The sequence below is a fragment of the Micromonospora aridisoli genome (assembly GCF_056150025.1).
On record NZ_JAXCFK010000006.1, the window covers coordinates 154,253 to 172,984 of the forward strand.

The 18,732-nt window shown below is 70.6% G+C and carries 19 protein-coding genes; 11 read left to right on the forward strand and 8 right to left on the reverse strand.

Annotated elements, in window-relative coordinates; all coding sequences use genetic code 11:
• Positions 1-13: 13 nt before the first annotated feature.
• Positions 14-1,597 carry an acyl-CoA carboxylase subunit beta gene (locus tag SM447_RS15105; RefSeq protein WP_474573421.1) on the reverse strand — a complete coding sequence of 528 codons (1,584 nt, stop codon included), beginning with the start codon at positions 1,595-1,597 and terminating at the stop codon, positions 14-16.
• Positions 1,598-1,672: 75 nt separating this feature from the next.
• Here SM447_RS15105 and SM447_RS15110 point away from each other — a divergent pair, with 75 nt between their 5' ends.
• Entirely contained in the window at positions 1,673-2,548 is an 876-nt protein-coding gene (locus SM447_RS15110; protein WP_474573422.1) for a biotin--[acetyl-CoA-carboxylase] ligase, read from the forward strand.
• Between the two features lie 110 nt (positions 2,549-2,658).
• Positions 2,659-3,216, forward strand: coding sequence for a PH domain-containing protein (locus SM447_RS15115; RefSeq protein WP_474573423.1), 558 nt, complete (start codon positions 2,659-2,661; stop codon positions 3,214-3,216).
• A gap of 69 nt (positions 3,217-3,285) precedes the next feature.
• On the opposite strand, the gene SM447_RS15120 is transcribed toward SM447_RS15115, so the two are convergent.
• Positions 3,286-4,002, reverse strand: a complete 717-nt coding sequence (locus SM447_RS15120; RefSeq protein WP_474573424.1) for a GtrA family protein — start codon at positions 4,000-4,002, stop codon at positions 3,286-3,288.
• 63 nt (positions 4,003-4,065) lie between these two features.
• Positions 4,066-4,593, reverse strand: a complete 528-nt coding sequence (locus SM447_RS15125) for a GtrA family protein (protein ID WP_474573599.1) — start codon at positions 4,591-4,593, stop codon at positions 4,066-4,068.
• A 428-nt stretch (positions 4,594-5,021) separates the two neighbouring features.
• On the opposite strand from SM447_RS15125, the gene SM447_RS15130 reads away from it, so the two are divergent.
• From SM447_RS15130 to SM447_RS15145, 4 genes are all read left to right on the forward strand, one after another.
• Positions 5,022-6,872, forward strand: coding sequence for a phosphoenolpyruvate carboxykinase (GTP) (locus SM447_RS15130; protein WP_474573425.1), 1,851 nt, complete (start codon positions 5,022-5,024; stop codon positions 6,870-6,872).
• Positions 6,873-6,903: 31 nt separating this feature from the next.
• Positions 6,904-7,758 (forward strand): hypothetical protein, encoded by an 855-nt coding sequence (locus SM447_RS15135; protein WP_474573426.1) that lies wholly within the window; start codon positions 6,904-6,906, stop codon positions 7,756-7,758.
• A 462-nt stretch (positions 7,759-8,220) separates the two neighbouring features.
• Positions 8,221-9,408, forward strand: coding sequence for a geranylgeranyl reductase family protein (locus SM447_RS15140; protein WP_474573427.1), 1,188 nt, complete (start codon positions 8,221-8,223; stop codon positions 9,406-9,408).
• 31 nt (positions 9,409-9,439) lie between these two features.
• Positions 9,440-10,210 (forward strand): isoprenyl transferase, encoded by a 771-nt coding sequence (locus tag SM447_RS15145; RefSeq protein WP_474573428.1) that lies wholly within the window; start codon positions 9,440-9,442, stop codon positions 10,208-10,210.
• A gap of 33 nt (positions 10,211-10,243) precedes the next feature.
• Here the strand turns inward: SM447_RS15145 and otsB are convergent, their stop codons facing one another.
• The 3 genes from otsB to SM447_RS15160 all read right to left on the reverse strand — a co-directional run bounded on the left by otsB (position 10,244) and on the right by SM447_RS15160 (position 12,092).
• Entirely contained in the window at positions 10,244-11,068 is an 825-nt protein-coding gene (gene otsB / locus SM447_RS15150; RefSeq protein ID WP_474573429.1) for a trehalose-phosphatase, read from the reverse strand.
• Between the two features lie 69 nt (positions 11,069-11,137).
• Complete coding sequence (locus SM447_RS15155) at positions 11,138-11,491, reverse strand: hypothetical protein (RefSeq protein WP_474573430.1); 354 nt, start codon at positions 11,489-11,491, stop codon at positions 11,138-11,140.
• Positions 11,492-11,651: 160 nt separating this feature from the next.
• Positions 11,652-12,092, reverse strand: coding sequence for a helix-turn-helix domain-containing protein (locus tag SM447_RS15160; RefSeq protein ID WP_474573431.1), 441 nt, complete (start codon positions 12,090-12,092; stop codon positions 11,652-11,654).
• 264 nt (positions 12,093-12,356) lie between these two features.
• Between SM447_RS15160 and SM447_RS15165 the strand changes: the two genes are divergently transcribed.
• The 5 genes from SM447_RS15165 (at position 12,357) to SM447_RS15185 (ending at position 16,624) form a co-directional block, all read left to right on the forward strand.
• Positions 12,357-12,701 (forward strand): hypothetical protein, encoded by a 345-nt coding sequence (locus tag SM447_RS15165; protein WP_474573432.1) that lies wholly within the window; start codon positions 12,357-12,359, stop codon positions 12,699-12,701.
• Between the two features lie 28 nt (positions 12,702-12,729).
• Positions 12,730-13,071, forward strand: coding sequence for a hypothetical protein (locus tag SM447_RS15170; protein ID WP_474573433.1), 342 nt, complete (start codon positions 12,730-12,732; stop codon positions 13,069-13,071).
• A gap of 374 nt (positions 13,072-13,445) precedes the next feature.
• On the forward strand, positions 13,446-14,861 hold the full coding sequence (locus SM447_RS15175; protein WP_474573434.1) for a PhoH family protein: 1,416 nt from the start codon (positions 13,446-13,448) through the stop codon (positions 14,859-14,861).
• A gap of 287 nt (positions 14,862-15,148) precedes the next feature.
• Entirely contained in the window at positions 15,149-15,826 is a 678-nt protein-coding gene (locus SM447_RS15180) for an aggregation-promoting factor C-terminal-like domain-containing protein (protein WP_474573435.1), read from the forward strand.
• Between the two features lie 144 nt (positions 15,827-15,970).
• A complete protein-coding gene (locus SM447_RS15185) occupies positions 15,971-16,624 on the forward strand; it encodes a rhomboid family intramembrane serine protease (RefSeq protein ID WP_474573436.1) in 654 nt (217 codons plus the stop codon).
• Here SM447_RS15185 and SM447_RS15190 read toward each other — a convergent pair.
• Positions 16,554-17,582, reverse strand: a complete 1,029-nt coding sequence (locus SM447_RS15190; RefSeq protein ID WP_474573437.1) for a DMT family transporter — start codon at positions 17,580-17,582, stop codon at positions 16,554-16,556. The genes SM447_RS15185 and SM447_RS15190 overlap by 71 nt on opposite strands.
• The gene (gene glpX, locus SM447_RS15195; RefSeq protein ID WP_474573438.1) at positions 17,579-18,610 is read right to left on the reverse strand and encodes a class II fructose-bisphosphatase; all 1,032 of its coding nucleotides are present in this window, start codon (positions 18,608-18,610) and stop codon (positions 17,579-17,581) included. Before glpX ends, SM447_RS15190 begins: the two co-directional genes overlap by 4 nt.
• Positions 18,611-18,732: the final 122 nt, after the last annotated feature.

The following is an 18,732-nucleotide window of genomic DNA, read 5'->3' on the forward strand; positions in this document are numbered from 1 at the left end:
GGCCCGCCAGCGCCTACAGCGGGATGTTGCCGTGCTTCTTGGGCGGCAGGGTCTCCCGCTTGGTACGCAGTACCCGCAGCGCCCGGACGATCTGGATCCGGGTCTGGTGCGGCGGGATCACCGCGTCGACGTACCCGCGCTCGGCGGCCACGTACGGGTTGGCCAGGGTGTCCTCGTACTCGGCGATCTTCTCGGCGCGCACGGCGGCAGGGTCCTCGGCGGCGGCCAGTTCCTGCCGGTAGAGGATGTTCACCGCGCCCTGCGCGCCCATCACCGCGATCTGCGCGGTCGGCCAGGCGAAGTTGAGGTCGGCTCCCAGGTGCTTGGAGCCCATCACGTCGTACGCCCCGCCGTACGCCTTGCGGGTGATGACGGTGACCTTGGGAACGGTGGCCTCGGCGTACGCGTAGATGAGCTTCGCACCCCGGCGGATGATGCCGTCCCACTCCTGGCCGGTGCCGGGCAGGAAGCCGGGGACGTCCACGAAGGTCAGCACCGGAATGTTGAAGGCGTCGCAGGTACGCACGAAGCGGGCGGCCTTCTCGCTGGCCGCGATGTCCAGGGTGCCGGCGAAGTGCATCGGCTGGTTGGCCACCACGCCGACCGGTCGTCCCTCGACCCGACCGAAGCCGATCACCATGTTCTGCGCGTAGAGCGGCTGGACCTCCAGGAACTCCCCGTCGTCGAGCACGTGCTCGATCACCCGGTGCATGTCGTACGGCTGGTTGGCGGAGTCGGGGATCAGCGTGTCCAGCTCGCGGTCGGAGTCGGTGACCTCCGGGTCGGCGGGGGCGTCGAAGACCGGCGGCTCGTCCAGGTTGTTGGACGGCAGGTGGGACAGCAGCGCCTTGACGTAGTCGACCGCGTCGGACTCGTCGGTGGCGAGGTAGTGCGCGTTGCCGCTGCGGGCGTTGTGGGTGCGGGCGCCGCCCAGCTCCTCCATGCCGACGTCCTCGCCGGTGACGGTCTTGATGACGTCCGGTCCGGTGATGAACATGTGTGAGGTCTGGTCGACCATCACCGTGAAGTCGGTGACCGCGGGGGAGTAGACCGCGCCGCCCGCGCACGGGCCCATGATGAGCGAGATCTGCGGGATGACGCCGCTGGCGCGCACGTTGCGGAAGAAGATCTCGCCGTAGAGACCGAGCGAGGCCACGCCCTCCTGGATCCGGGCGCCGCCGGAGTCGTTGATGCCGATGACCGGGCAGCCGATCTTCATGGCCAGGTCCATCACCTTGACGATCTTCTCGCCGAAGACCTCGCCGAGCGAGCCGCCGAAGACCGTGAAGTCCTGGGCGAAGACACAGACCTGCCGGCCGTCGATGGTGCCGTAGCCGGTGATCACACCGTCGCCGTACGGGCGGGTCCGGTCCAGGCCGAAGTTGGTGGACCGGTGCCGGGCGAACTCGTCCAGCTCGACGAACGACCCCTCGTCGAGGAGCATCTCGATGCGTTCGCGGGCGGTCTTCTTGCCCCGCGCGTGCTGCTTCTCCACGGCGCGGGCCGACCCGGCGTGCACCGCCTCGTCGACCCGTCGTGCCAGGTCCGCCAGCTTGCCCGCGGTGCTGTGGATGTTGGTCCCGGTCTCGGTAGTCACCCTGGGAATATAACGATGGTTCAGGTCGCCGCCGCTGTGCACTTCGCCTCACCGGCCCGCCCGTAGGCTGACGGGATGCCGGGTTCGCCGTACACCGACCTTGACCGTCCGCCGCTGTCCGCGGCCCGGCTGCGCCGGGCTCTGGTCGCGCCGTACGGACCGTGGTCCCGGCTGGAATTGCGGGTGGAGACCGGCTCCACCAACGCCGATGTCGCCGAGGCGGCCCGGACCGGCGAACCGGAGGGCCTGGTCGTGGTGGCCGAACGGCAGACCGCGGGCCGGGGACGGCGTGGGCGGATCTGGCAGTCTCCGCCGCGTGCCGGCATCGCCACCAGCGTGCTGCTGCGACCCGGTGAGGCGGTGCCGGCGCGCGACTGGTCGCCGGCACCGGCGGCGGGGTACGGCTGGCTGCCGTTGCTGGCCGGTGTGGCGCTGGTCGAGACGGTGGCCCTCCTCGCCGAGCTGGACGCCACCCTGAAGTGGCCGAACGACCTGCTCATCGGGGGTGCCAAGTGCGCCGGAATCCTCGCCGAGGGGGTGCCCGGGCCGGGGCCGGCGGATCCGCCCGCGGTCGTACTCGGTATCGGGCTGAACGTGACGCTGCGCGCCGACGAGTTGCCGGAGCATCCGACCGGCCTGCCGGCCACCTCGCTGCAACTGGCCGGCGCGGCGGCCACCGACCGGGATCCGTTGCTGCGGGCGCTGCTTCGCTCGGTCGCCGACTGGTACGCCCGCTGGCGTGACGCCGGAGGCGACGCGACGGCCAGTGGTCTGCGCGAGGCGTACCTGACGGTCTGCGGCACGATCGGCCGCGAGGTGCGCGCCCTGCTCCCCGACGGCACCGAACTGACCGGCACCGCCACCGGCATCGACCCCGACGGCCAGCTCCTCCTCACCACCCCCACCGGCCAACGCCCTCTGGCAGCCGCCGACATCCGTCACCTCCGCTGACCGTCCCACCCCCTCCCACGCGGGTGGGGTGGTACGAGCCGCGTGGCGGATGTGGGGGTGTGGCGGTGGGGGGTTACGGTCTGCGCGTCCGTTCCTGCGAGGAGGTTGCCGTGGCGTTCCCCGAAGACGTGCTCACCGAGGACGAGCACGTCGTGCTGCACCTGCACCCGCACTGGAAGGCGCTGATCCGGCCGGTGGCGGTGCTGGTGCTGGCCATCGCCGCGGTGGTGGCCGGCCTGCTGTTCCTGCCCTCGGGCGGCACCGGCTCCATCACGCTCGCGGTGATCGGCGGGGTGGCCCTGTTCGCGGTGGTGGTCCTGTCCGTCTGGCCGTACGTCTCCTGGCGCACCACGCACTACCTCTTCACCAACGAGCGGGTCCTGCTCCAGCACGGAGTGTTCGCCCGGGAGCGCCGGGACATCCCGTTGAGCCGGGTCAACGACCACTCGATGAATCAGCGGTTCGTCGGGCGGCTGCTGGGCTACGGCACCCTCACCATCGAGTCGGCCGGTGAGCGTGGGCAGTCCGTCCTGCACGACGTGCCGAAGGTCGACCGGGTGCAGACGAAGCTCTACGAGCTCGTGGAAGCGTTCCACGACCGGCACTCGCTCGGTGACGGTGAACTTCGCGAGATCTTCGCCGAGCGGGACAAGAGCGCGGGCGCGTAGGGCCGGGAACGGGGCGCATCCGGGCAGGCGTGCCCGGCCACTGTCCGCGCCCCGGACGGGCGACCGAGGTCAGCGGCGGCGGAGGCGTCGGGGGGTCGGGGCGGGCTGTAGCTGTGCGGCCAGCTCGGCCTCCAGCTCGGCGTCCAACGCCGCTGTCAGCTCCGCCTCGTCGGGCAACGGGGCGGATCTCGGCTGGAGTGGGCGGGAGGCCACTCCCGGCCGGACCGCGGGCGGCTCCTCTTCCTCCAACTCCGTGACGGACTCGGCAAGCTCGGCCACCGGGTCCATCCCGGCCATCGTGTCCCACTCGTCGCGGGGCAGGCCGTGCCATCGCTGTGCCGCCTGGGCGGGCGCGGCGGGCTGGAAGACGAAGGTGCGGTAGGACCAGAAGCGGAACAGGGTCGCCAGCACCACACCGCCGGTCTTGGCGACGTTCAGCGCCAGCAGCCCGGTCACGCCCAGCCCGTACTTGGCGGCGGCGAGCACGCCGAGTTCAATGAGCAGTCCCACCCCGTTGAAAAGGAAAAACAGGGCGTATTCCCGCTGCATCGCCGATTTTGGACGATCCCGGTACGTCCAGTGTCGATTCATCAGATACGACGTGATCGTGGCGACGATGGTGGCGACGACGGTCGCCTTCAGCTGCCCGTCGACGAAAACAGTGAGTGCGAGCGCGTTGAACACGGCGTAATTGATGACCGTGTTGATGCCACCGACCAGGCCGAATTTGAGTGCCTCGTGGATGAACTTCTGCCAGCGCTCAGGCAGCAGACGGACGAGAGGCATGCGCAACACCTTAGGGCAGTGGGTAGGGGTCGGCCGGCTTCGACCGAACGAGTGGGCGGCAGGTCACGCCCGGCGGTCCTGGTTCACTTCCGCGACCGGTGGGGTTCCCGCTTCCACGAAGACGAACCGTCGGTACGACCAGAATCGGAACAGCGTGCCGAGCCCGGTGCCCACGATGAAGCTGGCGATGTTGTCGGCCAGCCGGGTCTGGAAGACGGCCGGCCAGATGCTGCCGAGCCCGTAGCGACTGATGGCCAGGCAGGCCACCGCGATGCCCAGCCCCACGGCGTTGAAGAAGAAGAACAGGGCGTACTCGCGCGCCGGGTGGGAGCGCTTACGGTGCCGCCAGGTCCAGAACCGGTTGCCCAGGAAGGCGAAGGTCGCCGCGATGACCGTCGAGATGGTCTTGGCGGTGAGCTGCTCCACGCCCTGCGGGCCGATCAGGTAGTTGAACAGGACGAAGTCGATGAGGAAGGCGACCCCACCGACGGTCGCGAACTTGCTCAACTCCCGTACGAGATGACCGAAACGGTCGATCAGGGAGTGGACCAGACCCGGGCGGGTCTGCCGGGAGCCTGGCTCCCCGGTCATCGTGGCGGCCACCGTGCGAGCGTACCGGTTGGCGGCCCTGCGGGCGGGTAGCAACGGGCACCGGGGTGCACCGGTGCGGCGGCACGGACGGGCACGAACGGAGCGTAACCGGATCGGTGCGATCGAGTGTTGCGTTCCGCTTCGGTACCCCGGGTCGAAAAACGCCCCGGCGGTCCGCGCGCGGGCGTCTTCATCAGGAGGTCCGCCGAAGGATTTGCGTGAAACTGCGCGTGAAAGCGGGTAAAGGCTCGTGATGCCGCAGCGTGACCGCACCTTGTGCAGTTCTTCACAACCAGTCCCACTGACTGGAGCAGTCCATCGGTTTACGCTGAGGCCAATCCCAGGTTTCCACGAAGGCGACGCGCACGGCGGCGCCGAGACTCGTGCACTCCATAGACAGGTCAGCGTCGACCACAAGGAGATGTGTCATGGTTGCTCCGGCCACCGTTCGGGGTATCGATCAGGCCCCTACGTCCCACCCGAAACTCCTCGCCTGGGTTCGTGAGGTCGCTGAACTGACCACCCCTGAGCAGGTCGTCTGGGTGGACGGGTCCGACCAGGAATGGCGTCGCCTCACCGATGAGCTGGTCGAGGCCGGGACGCTCATCCGCCTGAACCCGGAGAAGAAGCCGAACTCCTTCTACGCGCGTACCGACCCGACGGACGTCGCCCGGGTCGAGGAGCGCACCTTCATCTGCTCCGTGGACGAGGCGGACGCCGGACCCACCAACAACTGGATGGCCCCGGCCGAGATGAAGCGGGTCATGACGGATCTCTACCGCGGCTCGATGCGCGGCCGGACGATGTACGTCATCCCGTTCTGCATGGGCCCGGTCGAGGCCGAGAGTCCGATGTTCGGCGTCGAGATCACCGACAGCCCGTACGTGGTCGCCTCGATGCGGATCATGACCCGGATGGGCGCCTCGGTGCTGCAGGCCATGGGGGACGACGCAGACTTCGTGCACGCCCTGCACTCGATCGGTGCGCCGCTGGCACCGGGTCAGCAGGACGTCGCCTGGCCGTGCAACGAAACCAAGTACATCTCCCACTTCCCGGAGACCCGGGAGATCTGGTCCTTCGGCTCCGGCTACGGCGGTAACTCGCTGCTCGGCAAGAAGTGCTACTCGCTGCGTATCGCCAGCGTGATGGGACGCGACGAGGGCTGGCTCGCCGAGCACATGCTGATCTTGAAGATCACCTCGCCGGAGGGGCGCGTCTATCACATCGCGGGCGCCTTCCCGTCGGCCTGCGGCAAGACCAACCTGGCCATGTTGGAGCCGACCATCCCCGGTTGGAAGGTCGAGACCATCGGCGACGACATCGCCTGGATGCGGTTCGGCCCGGACGGACGGCTCTACGCGGTCAACCCGGAGTACGGCCTGTTCGGCGTGGCGCCCGGCACCGACTGGAAGACCAACGCCAACGCCATGCGGACGCTGGAGCGGGGCAACTCCATCTTCACCAACGTCGCCCTCACCGACGACGGCGACATCTGGTGGGAGGGCATGGGTGAGCCGCCGGCGCACCTGATCGACTGGAAGGGCAACGACTGGACGCCGGAGAGCGAGAACCTCTCCTCGCACGCGAACAGCCGCTTCTGCACGCCGATCACCCAGTGCCCGATCCTGGCCGAGGACTACTACGACCCCAACGGCGTGCCGATCGACGCGATCCTGTTCGGCGGGCGGCGCCGCGACACGGTTCCGCTGGTCACCGAGGCCCGGGACTGGGTGCACGGCGTCTACATGGGTGCCACGCTCTCCTCGGAGACCACGGCCGCCGCCTCCGGTGCGGTCGGCGTGGTCCGTCGCGACCCGATGGCGATGCTGCCGTTCATCGGCTACCACGGTGGCGACTACTTCCGGCACTGGATCGAGATGGGCAAGGGCGCCGACGGCGACGAGTCGAAGCTGCCCAAGGTCTACTACGTCAACTGGTTCCGCAAGGACCCGGAGGGCGGTTTCCTCTGGCCGGGCTTCGGCGAGAACTCGCGGGTGCTCAAGTGGATCGTCGAGCGGATCGAGGGCCGGGCGGACGCCGTCGAGACGCCCATCGGCATGGTCCCGGCGCTGGACTCCCTGGACGTCGACGGGCTGGACATGACGCCGGAGGACGTCCGCATCGCGCTGAAGGTGGACCCGGACGAGTGGCGCAACGAACTCCCGCTCATCACCGAGTGGTTCGAGAAGTTCGGCGACAAGCTGCCCGGCGTCCTCTGGGCCGAGCTGGACGCCCTGCGGGCCCGACTCGACGCGGAGCAGCCGCGGCAAGGGGTGTGATCGACGCCGGATCCGGGCATCATCGGATCCCATGAGGACGGCCGCCGAGACCGAGGTCCGGCGGCCGTCCGCCGTCCGGGCACTGACCGTGCTGCTGGCGGTGACGGCCGCGGCCACCGTCGTGGTCGAGGTGCTCAACTGGTGGTACGCACCGGAGCAGGGCTTCGGGCTCGCCGTGCGAACCGGCTGGGCGATGCTGCGCTCGTTCGGATTCCTGCTGCTCATCGGGCACGTACGTCGTGGCCGAACGGTGGCCCGCCCGTTCGGCCTGATCCTCGCCATCACCACGGTCTTCGCGGTCGGCCGGCTGATCGTGCCCCGCCAGGGTGTGCCGCCGCTGCCCGGGCTGCTCGGCTTCGCCCTGCTCACCGCGCTCTGCGCCGCCGTGGTCTGGCTGCTGTACCGCTCGTCGGCGCTCGCCGGGCACCTGGTGCGGCACCGACCCCGGCTGGTGATCGACCGCTCCGGGATCTCCTGGCAGGAGACACCGCCGCGACGGCCGGAGGCCAGCGCCTGGCTGTTGACCAGCCGGGTCGCGGCGTTCACGTACAGCCCGCTGATGCTGGTGCCGGCGCTGGTCGCCACCGCCGCGATCCTGGACGGGCGGTTGCTCGCCGTGCCCGCCGTGCTGTTCTGGCTCGGGGCCGGCATCGCGACCAGCTACCTGGTGCTGTTCTGCACGGCGTTCCTGATGCGCGGCCGCCGCTGGGCCGGCACACTGCTCATCGTCGTCACCGTCGCCGTGCTCGCCGTCGATCTGCCGCTGTGCTGGTGGCTGCTGGGCGTCGACGGCCTGGTGCGCGACGGCGCGCCGCTGGTCGCCGCCGCCGTCCTCGCCGTCTACGGCGTCCGTCGCGCCGCGCGGACCACCCCCACCCCCGCCTGATTCCACCACCCCCCGGCGCACCCCGCTCCCGCCGCCCGCCTGCCCACCTCCGTGCCGTCCGTCCGGCCTCGCGCCCGGTCCACGCCCGCCCCGACACGCCCACCACCTGCCTTCCCGACCTCCGCCGCCGATGATCCGGACAACTTCCCTGTTGTTGCTGCCTCAGCCGCGCTTGAGGCAGCAACAACAGGGAAGTTGCTCGAACCATGAAGGGGGGCGGGGGTTCCTGGCGTTTCAGGGCGGGCACTGCTCTGCTTCAACTGACGCACTGGATTCGGAACGATGACGGTGCGTCGGGTGAAGCAGAGCAAGAGATGAACGCCTGGCGGTCTGCGAGGAGGGGCGCTGTCGCGGTCTGAGAGGAGCGGGGAGGGCGCTCGGCGCGTCGGAGGGGATGAGGGGTGCCTGGTGGTCAGGGTGGGGAGGGGTGCCCGGCGGGCTCGGGCGGGAGTGCGCCGGGCGATGGCTCCCCGCGTACGTGGTCGGCCCGGGGCGGAGGGAGAGGCTGTGCGCGACGAGTTCGACGTGGTGGTGGTCGGGGCGGGTCCGGCGGGGGTGGCTGCCGCGCTGGCGGCCCGCCGGGCGGGTGCCGAGGTGCTGCTGCTGGACCGGGCCGATTTTCCCCGGGACAAGGCCTGCGGTGACGGCATCGCCGCGCACGCGTTGGACGTACTCGCCGAACTGGGCGTGCCCGACGCGGTGGCCGGCTTCGCGCCGGTGCCGGCGCTGCGGCTGGTGGCGCCGGACGGCGGTGCCGTGGCACGGGACCTGCCCAGACCGGCGTACACCGTGCCGCGGGAGGTGTTCGACGCGCGGCTGGTGGCGGCGGCGGTCCAGGGCGGCGTGCGGCTGGCCCGCCGTGCGGTGCGCCGGGTCGAGGTGCGCGCCGACCGGGTGGTGCTGGACGGGGAGATCGTCGCCGAGGTCGTGGTGGGTGCCGACGGCGCCGGGTCCGTCGTGCGCCGGGCCCTGGGCGAGCCGAACAATCCGGACCGTCACCTGGCGTTGGCCATCCGGGGGTACGCCCCGGCGCCGCCCGGCCCGCCGGCACAGCTCATCGTCACCTCGGCCACGCGGTGGCCGGCGTACGCCTGGTCGTTCCCGATCGGTGACGGCCGGGCGAACGTCGGGTACGGGGAGGTGCTGCGGGGCGAGTCCCTGACCCGCACGCACCTGCTCGACCGGCTGGCCGCGCTGCTGCCGGGCACGGATCCGGCGGAGGTCACCTCGTTGCGCGCCCATCACCTGCCGCTGTCCACGTTCCGGCCGGCACCGGGACGGGGCCGGGTGCTGCTCGCCGGTGACGCCCTCTCGCTGATCAACCCGCTGACCGGGGAGGGGATCTTCTACGCGCTGCGCTCCGGCGCACTGGCCGGACACGCCGCGGTCGGTGCCCCGGAGCACGCCGCGCGGCGGTACGCGACCGCGCTGCACCGCCGGCTCGGCACCCACCTGCGGCACAGCTCGGCGGCGGCCTGGCTGGCCCGGCGCCGCTGGATGGTGGACGCGACGGTGCGGGCGGCCGGCCGTGACGCGAGGGTCTTCGGCACGGTGGCCGAGCTGGGACTGGGCGATGGCCTGCTGGACGGTCGGACGCTCGGGCGGATCGCCCTCGGCCTGTCGGTGCGGCATCGGCCACCGGCACACTGATCCGTCCGGCGGCTCGCTACCCTGCAAGGTGATGACTCTGCGGAAACTTCTCTACTCCGTCTACGAGCGGCGGCTGACGGCCAAGCTCGCGGGCCGTCCGGTGCCCCGCCACGTGGGTGTGATGTGTGACGGCAACCGCAGATGGGCCCGCGAGATGGGCTTTGTCGATCCGAACGACGGGCACCGGATGGGTGCCGAGCGGATCAAGGAACTGCTGCGTTGGTGCGACGCCGCGGGCGTGGGGCACGTGACCCTGTGGTTGCTCTCCACCGACAACCTGTCGCGCCCGGCAGCCGAACTCGATCCGCTGCTTCAGATCATCGAGGACCTGACCACCGAGTTGGCCGAGGAGGCCAACCCCTGGCGGCTGCGGATGGTGGGCGCGCTCGACGTGCTGCCGACGCGTCTCGCGACGGCGCTCAAGGCCGCCGAGGAACGGACCCGGGACCGCGACGGCAGCGCACAGGTCAACATCGCGGTCGGGTACGGCGGCCGGCGGGAGATCGCCGACGCGGTGCGCTCCCTGCTGCTGGAGCACGCGGCCAATGGCGGCACGCTGGAGGAACTGGCGGGATCGCTCGATGTCGACGACATCTCCGAGCACCTGTACACGCGCGGCCTGCCGGATCCGGATCTGATCATCCGGACCAGCGGGGAGCAGCGCCTCTCCGGCTTCATGCTCTGGCAGTCGGCGCACTCGGAGTTCTACTTCTGCGAGCTGAACTGGCCCGACTTCCGGCGCGTCGACTTCCTGCGTGCGCTGCGCTCGTACGCCACCCGCCAGCGCCGCTACGGGGTCTGAGAACCCGCAGGGCGCCGGACCCGGCCCGCCGGCTCAGGCGAGGCGGTGGGTGGCCTCGGTGAGGAAGTCACCGAGGGCGGTCGGTGAGTCGATGGTGAGGTCGGCGGCCTCGGCGACCTCGTCACCGGTCTCCGGGTTGGCGACGGCGACGCAGACGCCCAGGAAGTCCGGGTCGGCGGCGGCCCGGGCCCGCAGCGCGGCGAAGGCCTTGATGTCGGACACGTCGTCGCCGAAGTACCAGGCCGCGCGTACGCCTTGCACCAGCTCGTCGATCACCATGCCCTTGTCCCGGTCGACCGGCGGCTTGATCTCCAGCACCATCCGTCCGACCTGTACCCGCAGGCCGAGGCGCTCGGCCTGGTCGCGGCCCCACTGTTCGACGGTGCCGGCGAGCTGTGGCGCCGTACGCCAGTGCAGGGCCACCGAGAGCCGCTTGTACTCCACAAGGGTGCCCGGCGGTAGTTCGGCCCGGGCCAGTTCGGCGAGCTCGGCCATTGTGGGCACCCAGGGCAGCGCGGCCGGTTCGGTGACCGTGTCGCCTCCGGAATGGCTGTGTTCCAGGCCGTAGAGCCCATACAGGTCGACGCCGGTGAGCCCGCCGAAGTGCTCGCGGAGAAACTCGACCGGCCGGGCCGAGACGATCGTGATGCGGCGCACCACCGGAGCGAGTGCTTCGAGAGCGGCCAGCACCTTCGGCGCGGGCTGTACCGAGGTGGGATCGTCGGCGACCGGCGCGAGGGTGCCGTCGAAGTCGAAGAAGAGGATGGTCTCGGCCGCCCGGTCGACGGTCGCCCGCCAGGCCTGGTCGGCGGTCAGCGGGATCTTCGGCTGCTGGTTGCCCAGATTCAACGGCGGCACGCGCGACAGCGTACCCCGGGTTCGACCGGTCAATCCTGACGTGAATCCGGTGTGGGCGGCAGGCGTGGTTCAGCGTTCGGCGGCTCCGCGTCCTCGGCGTCCGAACGGCACCACCGCCGCCTCCTGCCCGTGGCTGAGCAGGTAGCCCTCGACGAACCCGGAGTTCCGGTCGCCGGTGTGTGCCTCGATCTCCCGCAGTCGCTCCACCAGGAACTCGGTGAGCGCGGTGAGCCGGTCGTTGAGCCGGTCGTGCAGTTCGGCGACGACCGCCAGGACGATCGCGGTGCCCGCGCTGGCGAGCGCGAAGAGGTTGACGAGCAGGGGAAGCTGCCCGCCGTTCAGGATCAGGGTCACCGCGTTGCCGGTGACGCAGAGCGTCACCGAGACCGTCGCGACCACGACAGCCAACCATTTCAGGGTCATGGAAAGACCCCTTTCTGTCCCGCAGGGCTGGGTTCGGCCTTGTCCCGTCCCCCCGCCGACGACGAGCCCAAGCAGTACGAATACGGACGCTAGCGCGCCCGATCCCGCCCCGTAGCGAAACGAATGAGGCTGACCTGCCGTTCTTTCGCCATCTGAGGAACTAGCTGGCGGCGTCGCCTCGTTTTCGGACACCGAGCGGCAACGTCGGGCGATATGCGAGGTAACGAATGGTTTCTCGGATGTGGAACTTCTCCGCATCCGAGACGTCGGGGTCGACCAGCCGGCGGAGCAGTGCCTCGACGTCGGGGTCCATCGGCGGCGGCGACGGCGAGGTGCGCCGGGAGGTGGTCCGGTCCCAGCCCAGCGCCGCGAAAGCTGCCGCCGGGTCGAGCCCGAGACCCTCGCAGAAGGCCACCACGCGCTCGGCCTCCGGGTCGCTGGCCCAGTCGCCGCGTACCCACCGGTTGATGGTCTGCCGCGAGACGCCGGTGCGCCGGGAGACCTCAGTGCCACTCCACGCCCGGGTCGCGCGCGCCTCGTCGAGGGCGCGCCGGACGAAAGTGGCGAAGGCGATCTTCCGTGCGTTGGCCGTCTCGGTCACCTCGTGACCGTACGACCGTTGAGCCTGGGTGACGGCGCCTGCCACGCGTCTGTCACGCTTGCGTGACGTCGCTGCAATGTGGCCGGAGAGGGGTCCGGCGCTCTTCTTGAGGGGTGTCACCTGGGCAGGATAGATGTACGTAGGTGCGGAGGCAAACGAACGAAAAGCTGATACTGTCACGTTCATGGGACAACCTACGGTGTGTCACGTGCATGAGACGATCAGTGCTCACCTGCGTCACGCGCCCGGGGCGAGGGGGACGCGGTGACCGAACTCGCAACCCGTGCCCAGGCCTTCAGCCTGGTGGCCGAGGGGGTCGCCGCCGGGCTGAGTGCGCCGTGGCGCCTCTACCTCGCCCGCGGCTGCCGTTACCTGTCGCTCAGCGTCGGCGACCGGGCCGAGTGGAATGCCTGGCGGACCCACCTCGGCTGCCCGGAACTCAGCGTCCGGGTGTACGACGCCGGTGGCGAGATCCGTCGCTCCTCGATGGCCGAGGTGGTCATGGACGGCTGCCGGATCAGCGTCGAACTGGTGGAGGAGATCGGCACCGACGACCTCGACCGGCTCCTGGTCGCCGACCCCACCACGATCGAACCGGAGGAACGATGAGGGTCGTGCGGGGCACCGGAGCCGCCGGATGAGTCCATTTCTCGCGATCTTCCTGGTTCTCGTGCTCGCCGCCACGAGTTACGCCGCAGGGCGGCTGCACGGGCAACTCAGTTATCGGATCGGTTACCGCTTCGGCTACCGGCAGGGCTACTTCGACGGTGACCGCGGGGCGTGGAACCGACGTCGTCGGGACGCCCAGGCGGCCATCGCCTCCGCACTGGCCGTCGCGGCACCCGCACCACCTCCCGCCCGGGTCGCCGCCACGGTGAACCGCCCGGGTACCACGTACACCGGGTCGTCCTTCGCGGAGCCGGCCGCCTCGGTCACCGGGCGGCACCCGACCGGCACCCTCGTTCGACGGACCGGCTGAAACCGGTCGACGGGCTCAAGGCCCGTCCACAGGCGCGGCGCGTACGCCCCTTCGGGGCGGTGCCGCCCGGGGCCACGTCAGACCGGTGGCGGTGGTCCCACCGGCCGGGATGCGCGCAGGGGGCATGCATCCCGGCCGGTTCATCCCCGTGGTCATGCCGCGGTTCCGCGACCTCGTCGCACGTTCATGAACACCCACTAGCCGGGACGGGTGCGGGGAGCTAGCGTCTAGGCATGGCGCGGGGTTGTCCCGAGCCAGCCGGCCCGCCCGGCCTGCGACCTCGCGCACGGGGCCCGCATCCGACCCCGTGTCAGCCGGGCATCCGGAGGAGGCGGACCGCGGGTGGCCGGGTGCCCATCCGCCGGAGCAGGCCTGTGACGACTCGCCGTACGACCGCCGGTGCTGACCAGGGCCCGGCCGCGACTACCACGACCCGCCGCAGTACCCGGAGCCGCCGTACGGCGGCCGCCGGACCGGCCGACCCCAGGGAGCCCCGACCATCGGGCCAGTCCTTCGTCCTGGACACCTCCGTCCTGCTCAGTGACCCGGCGGCGTTCCATCGCTTCGCCGAGCATGAGGTGGTGCTCCCGCTGGTGGTGATCTCCGAACTGGAGGGCAAGCGGCAGCACCCGGAGCTGGGCTGGTTCGCCCGGCAGTCGCTGCGCATGCTGGACGAGCTACGGGTACGCCACGGCCGCCTCGACCAGCCGGTGCCCGCCAACGAGGCCGGCGGCACGCTGCGCGTGGAGCTGAACCACACCGACGACGGTGTGCTGCCTCCGGGCTTCCGCAACGAGTCCAACGACGCCCGGATCCTCTCCGTGGCGCTCAACCTCGCCGCCGAGGGCCGGGAGGTGACGCTGGTCAGCAAGGACATGCCGTTGCGGGTCAAGGCCGCCTCGGTCGGCCTGCGCGCGGACGAGTACCGGCACGGCCAGGCCAGCGACCCGACCTGGACCGGGATGGCGGAGTTGGAACTCGTCGAGGAGGACATCGCCCGGCTCTACGCGGGAGAGGTCATCGACGTGGACGCGGCGGCCGGTCTGCCCTGCCACACGGGTCTGGTGCTGCACTCGCCGCGTGGCTCGGCCCTCGGCCGGGTACTGCCGGACAAGACCGTGCGGTTGGTCCGCGGCGACCGGGAGGCGTTCGGGGTGCACGGGCGGTCGGCCGAGCAGCGGGTCGCCCTCGACCTGCTGCTCGACGAGTCGATCGGGATCGTGTCGCTCGGTGGCCGTGCCGGCACCGGCAAGTCGGCCCTGGCGCTGTGCGCGGGGCTGGAGGCGGTGATGGAACGTCGCCGGCACAAGAAGGTGATCGTCTTCCGTCCGCTGTACGCCGTGGGTGGGCAGGAACTGGGGTACCTGCCGGGCTCGGAGTCGGAGAAGATGTCGCCCTGGGCGCAGGCGGTCTTCGACACCCTCGGCGCGGTGGTGCACGAGAACGTGCTGGAAGAGGTCACCTCGCGCGGACTGCTCGAGGTACTGCCGTTGACCCACATCCGAGGGCGCAGCCTGCACGACGCCTTCGTCATCGTCGACGAGGCTCAGTCGCTGGAGCGCGGGGTCCTGCTGACCGTGCTCTCCCGGATCGGCCAGGGCTCCCGGGTGGTGCTCACCCATGACGTCGCCCAGCGGGACAATCTGCGGGTCGGTCGGCACGACGGGGTCACCGCGGTGATCGAGGCGTTGAAGGGTCATCAGCTCTTCGCGCATGTGACGCTCAGCCGTTCGGAGCGTTCGCCGATCGCGGCGATGGTGACGGACCTACTGGAGGACATCCCGACCTGACGACCCTTTTAGGGCGTGTTGCGTGGCTTTTTGGCGTGACCCACGTCACAATTGAGTTTCGTGGTTTCCCATCAGCCTCACTGTGCGCGATGGTGTCCCACGGGCGCCCACGCACCCGACGCATCGTTGGTGATCGTTCGTAACTCCAGTGAGGGGCGGACGACGCCGGGAGGCGGAAGCGGTGCGTCGACGGTGACCGGCATGCCGGCCACGGGCGCCCGTGGCGCGCTTCGACCCAGTGCGGTCGCAGCACGCCGCGTCCCTGAACCCGACGAAGGGATCACTTCGTGAGTCGGCCGTGGAGCCGGTTCGCCGCCCGCACCGCAGCCGTCGCGCTGCTCTCGGTGGGCGTAGCCGGCGGTTTCTACTTGAGCGAGGACCGCCAGACTCAGCGCCCGGACCCGGGCGCGCAGGTGGCCGGCAGTGTCACCGAGATCGACGTCAACGTCGACTACCGGCAGGAGCAGACGGTCTCCCGCCAGGTCCGGACCGCTCGGCAGCAGGCCAGCGAGGTCAGGAAGCAGGCCAGGGCGGCAGCCGAGAAGGCCCGCAAGGCGGAAGAGGCGGCACGTAGGAAGGCCGCCGAGGAGAAGGCGGCCCGGGAGGCCGCGGCCCGCGCTGCGAAGCCGTACGACGGCCCGATCCCCGAGTCGTGCGAGGAGTACAGCGGTAACCGGAAGGTCGGTTGCGCCATCATGATCGACACCGGATTCAAGATCGACCAGTTCCCCTGTCTGGACAAGCTCTGGACCAAGGAGAGCGGCTGGAACCACAAGGCCCGCAACCGGTCCTCCGGGGCGTACGGCATCCCGCAGGCGTACCCGGGCAACAAGATGGCCTCGGTCGGCGACGACTGGGAGACCAACCCGGTCACCCAGATCAAGTGGGGACTCGGCTACATCAAGGGCCGTTACGGCACGCCCTGTGCGGCCTGGACCCACTCCCAGAACAAGGGCTACTACTGAGCTGAGCCGTGGCGGCGGGGCGCGGGCGACCGCGTCCCGCCGTTGCGTGTCACGGGAGAGTGCCCCGCCCGGCTCGCGGCGGGTCGGGTGGTCTCGTGCCGGGAAAAGTGGCGGCCACCGGCGTTTGCTGATAGCTCTTGACGGGTGACCCTGCTCCCCGGAAGTGGCGACCCCCACCGGTTCGGCACCATGGCCTTCTACGCGTCCATCGGCCGGGCGTTCGTCGCCATGTGCGCGGTGGTGCCGGTCCTCTTCCTGATCGAGGGCCTCGACGTCTGGCTGGGCGCGGGGTTCGACTCCGCCGCAGGGATCATTCCGCAGCGGATCGAGGGACTGGACGGCGTCTTCTTCTCGCCGTTCCTGCACCACGGCTTCGACCACCTCTACAGCAACAGCATCCCGCTGATCCTCCTCGGCACCTTCGTACTGGCGGCAGGCGCCCGGCGCTTCCTCTGGTCCACCCTGGTCATCGTTCTGGTCAGCGGGCTCGGTGTGTGGTTCACCGGCTCGCCGAACACGATCGTGGTCGGAGCCAGCGGGGTGATCTTCGGCTACCTCGGCATCCTGCTCACCCGGGGCATCTTCGAGCGGAGCTGGTGGAACTTCGCCGTCTTCCTGCTGGTCGGTCTCCTCTACGGTGGCCAGTTGGTCGGCGTCCTACCCACCGACGAACGGATCTCCTGGCAGGGGCACCTGTTCGGGCTGCTCGGCGGCATCGTGGCCGCCATCATCTTCCGCCGTCGCCGGTCCGACCTCGACGGGCCGTACCGCTCCGAGTCCCCGATGACCATGCCCTGAACCGTCCGCCGAGCGCGGCGACCGCCACGGCGACCAGGGTGAGAACCGCACCGAGCAGGGTGGTCGCGTCGGGATGGGAGGCCGCGGACGGCATCAGCACGTCCAGCAGCACCGCGCCGAAGACCTGACCGGCGACGGTGGCCAGGCCGAGCAGCAGCACACCGGTGAGCCGGACCACCGCCGCGGCGACGGCGATGAACGTCACGCCGATCGGCCCGCCGAGGTAGAGCCAGGGCTCGGTGGGCAGACCGCCCGGGGGCAGCCCTCGCAGCGCGAGGCTGGCGACGAACGCGGCCAGCAGCACCGCCGTGCCGGCGGCGAAGTTGACCAGCGTGGCGGTCAGGGTGCTTCCGGTGACCACGCGAACCCACCCGTTCACCGCCTGCTGCCAGGCCACGGCGACGCCGGCCAGCAGCGGCAGCACGGCCAGACCGAGGGTCGCGGGCTCGCGGAACCGGTCGCTGACCGCCAGCAGCACCGCCACCGTGGTCAGCACCGCACCGGCCAGCCGGGCACCGGTGACCGGCTGCCGGCCGCTCGGGCCGACCCCCGCCCGGTCCACGAGCAGGCTGCTGGCGGACTGGCCGGCGACCACCGCCACGGTGAACACCGCGACCCCCAGGGTGCCGACGGTCGCGCCCTGGGTGAACACGAGAAACGCGCCGCACGCACCGCCGAGGCACTGCCAGGGCCGGAGCGTCCCGCGGTGGAGAGCGGCGCGCAGCGTCGTCAGTCCCCGTCGCCCGGCGCCGGTGGCCGGAACCAGCACCAGCAACAGCAGCAGACCGGAGCCGAACGAGATGACCGCGGCGGCCACCCCGTCACCGAGGCGTACGCCCAGCTCACCGTTGATCCGCGACTGCGTCGCGACGGCGACCCCGGCCACCGTCGCCAGCACCACCGCGCCGAACCGGCGACCCGCCGAGACCTCCGGCCGGGTCGCCGTCGCGGCACTCAAGCCTGTTCGTCCAGCGGCCGGCCGTCGAAGTCCACCGCCGAGTAGAGCGCCAGCTTCTCCAAACGGTGGTACGAGTCGATGACCCGGATGGTGCCGCTCTTGGAGCGCATCACGATCGACTGGGTGTACGCCCCGCCGGCCCGGTACCGCACGCCGCGTAGCAGGTCCCCGGAGGTGATGCCGGTGGCCACGAAGAAGCAGTTGTCGCCGGTCACCAGATCGTCGGTGGTGAGCACCCGGTCCAGGTCGTGTCCCGCCGCGATCGCCTTCTCCCGTTCGGCGTCGTCGCGTGGCCAGAGCTTGGCCTGCATCATTCCGCCCATGCACTTGAGGGCGCAGGCGGCGGTGATCCCCTCCGGGGTGCCGCCGATGCCCATCAGCACGTCGACGTCCGACTCGCCGCGCGCCGCGGCGATCGCACCGGCGATGTCGCCGTCGGAGATGAAGCGGATGCCGGCCCCGGCGTGGCGGATCTGGTCGACCAGGTCGTCGTGCCGGGAACGATCGAGCACGCAGACGGTGACCTCGGAGACGCTGGATCCCTTCACCCGCGCGATCCGGCGCAGGTTCTCCCCGACACCGGCGTCGATGTCCACCACGTCCGCGTAGGCCGGGCCGACGGCGAGCTTCTCCATGTAGAAGACCGCGCTCGGGTCGAACATCGCACCGCGCTCGGCGACCGCCAGCACCGCGAGCGCGTTCGGCATCCCCTTGCTCATCAGGGTGGTGCCGTCGATCGGGTCGACCGCCACGTCCACCTCGGGACCGGTGCCGTCGCCGACCTCCTCACCGTTGAAGAGCATCGGGGCGTTGTCCTTCTCGCCCTCGCCGATCACCACGATCCCCGTCATCGGGATCGAGTTGATCAACTTGCGCATCGCGTCGACGGCGGCTCCGTCGCCGCCCTCCTTGTCGCCCCGGCCGACCCACCGGCCGGCGGCCATTGCGGCCGCCTCGGTGACCCTGACGAGGTCGAGAGCGAGGTTACGGTCGAGGTTCTGTGGGGTCCGGGTCCTGGTGGTCGTCATGAAAGCGGCTCCTCCTCGCGGCGGTGCGGGGCGGGCCGGCGCTGCCGGCTTCGATCCTGATCCTCACACGATGACGGACCCGCAGCCGGGGCGGGGCGGTGATGGGACGGATACCGCCGGTC

Coding starts and splice junctions, on each gene's coding strand:
- SM447_RS15130 (WP_474573425.1), top strand. CDS start 5,022: ATGGTTGCTCCGGCCACCGTTCGGGGTATCGATCAGGCCCCTACGTCC.
- SM447_RS15120 (WP_474573424.1), bottom strand. CDS start 4,002: ATGCCTCTCGTCCGTCTGCTGCCTGAGCGCTGGCAGAAGTTCATCCAC.
- SM447_RS15110 (WP_474573422.1), top strand. CDS start 1,673: ATGCCGGGTTCGCCGTACACCGACCTTGACCGTCCGCCGCTGTCCGCG.
- SM447_RS15170 (WP_474573433.1), top strand. CDS start 12,730: ATGAGTCCATTTCTCGCGATCTTCCTGGTTCTCGTGCTCGCCGCCACG.
- SM447_RS15155 (WP_474573430.1), bottom strand. CDS start 11,491: ATGACCCTGAAATGGTTGGCTGTCGTGGTCGCGACGGTCTCGGTGACG.
- SM447_RS15125 (WP_474573599.1), bottom strand. CDS start 4,593: ATGACCGGGGAGCCAGGCTCCCGGCAGACCCGCCCGGGTCTGGTCCAC.
- SM447_RS15135 (WP_474573426.1), top strand. CDS start 6,904: ATGAGGACGGCCGCCGAGACCGAGGTCCGGCGGCCGTCCGCCGTCCGG.
- SM447_RS15145 (WP_474573428.1), top strand. CDS start 9,440: ATGACTCTGCGGAAACTTCTCTACTCCGTCTACGAGCGGCGGCTGACG.
- glpX (WP_474573438.1), bottom strand. CDS start 18,610: ATGACGACCACCAGGACCCGGACCCCACAGAACCTCGACCGTAACCTC.
- SM447_RS15140 (WP_474573427.1), top strand. CDS start 8,221: ATGGCTCCCCGCGTACGTGGTCGGCCCGGGGCGGAGGGAGAGGCTGTG.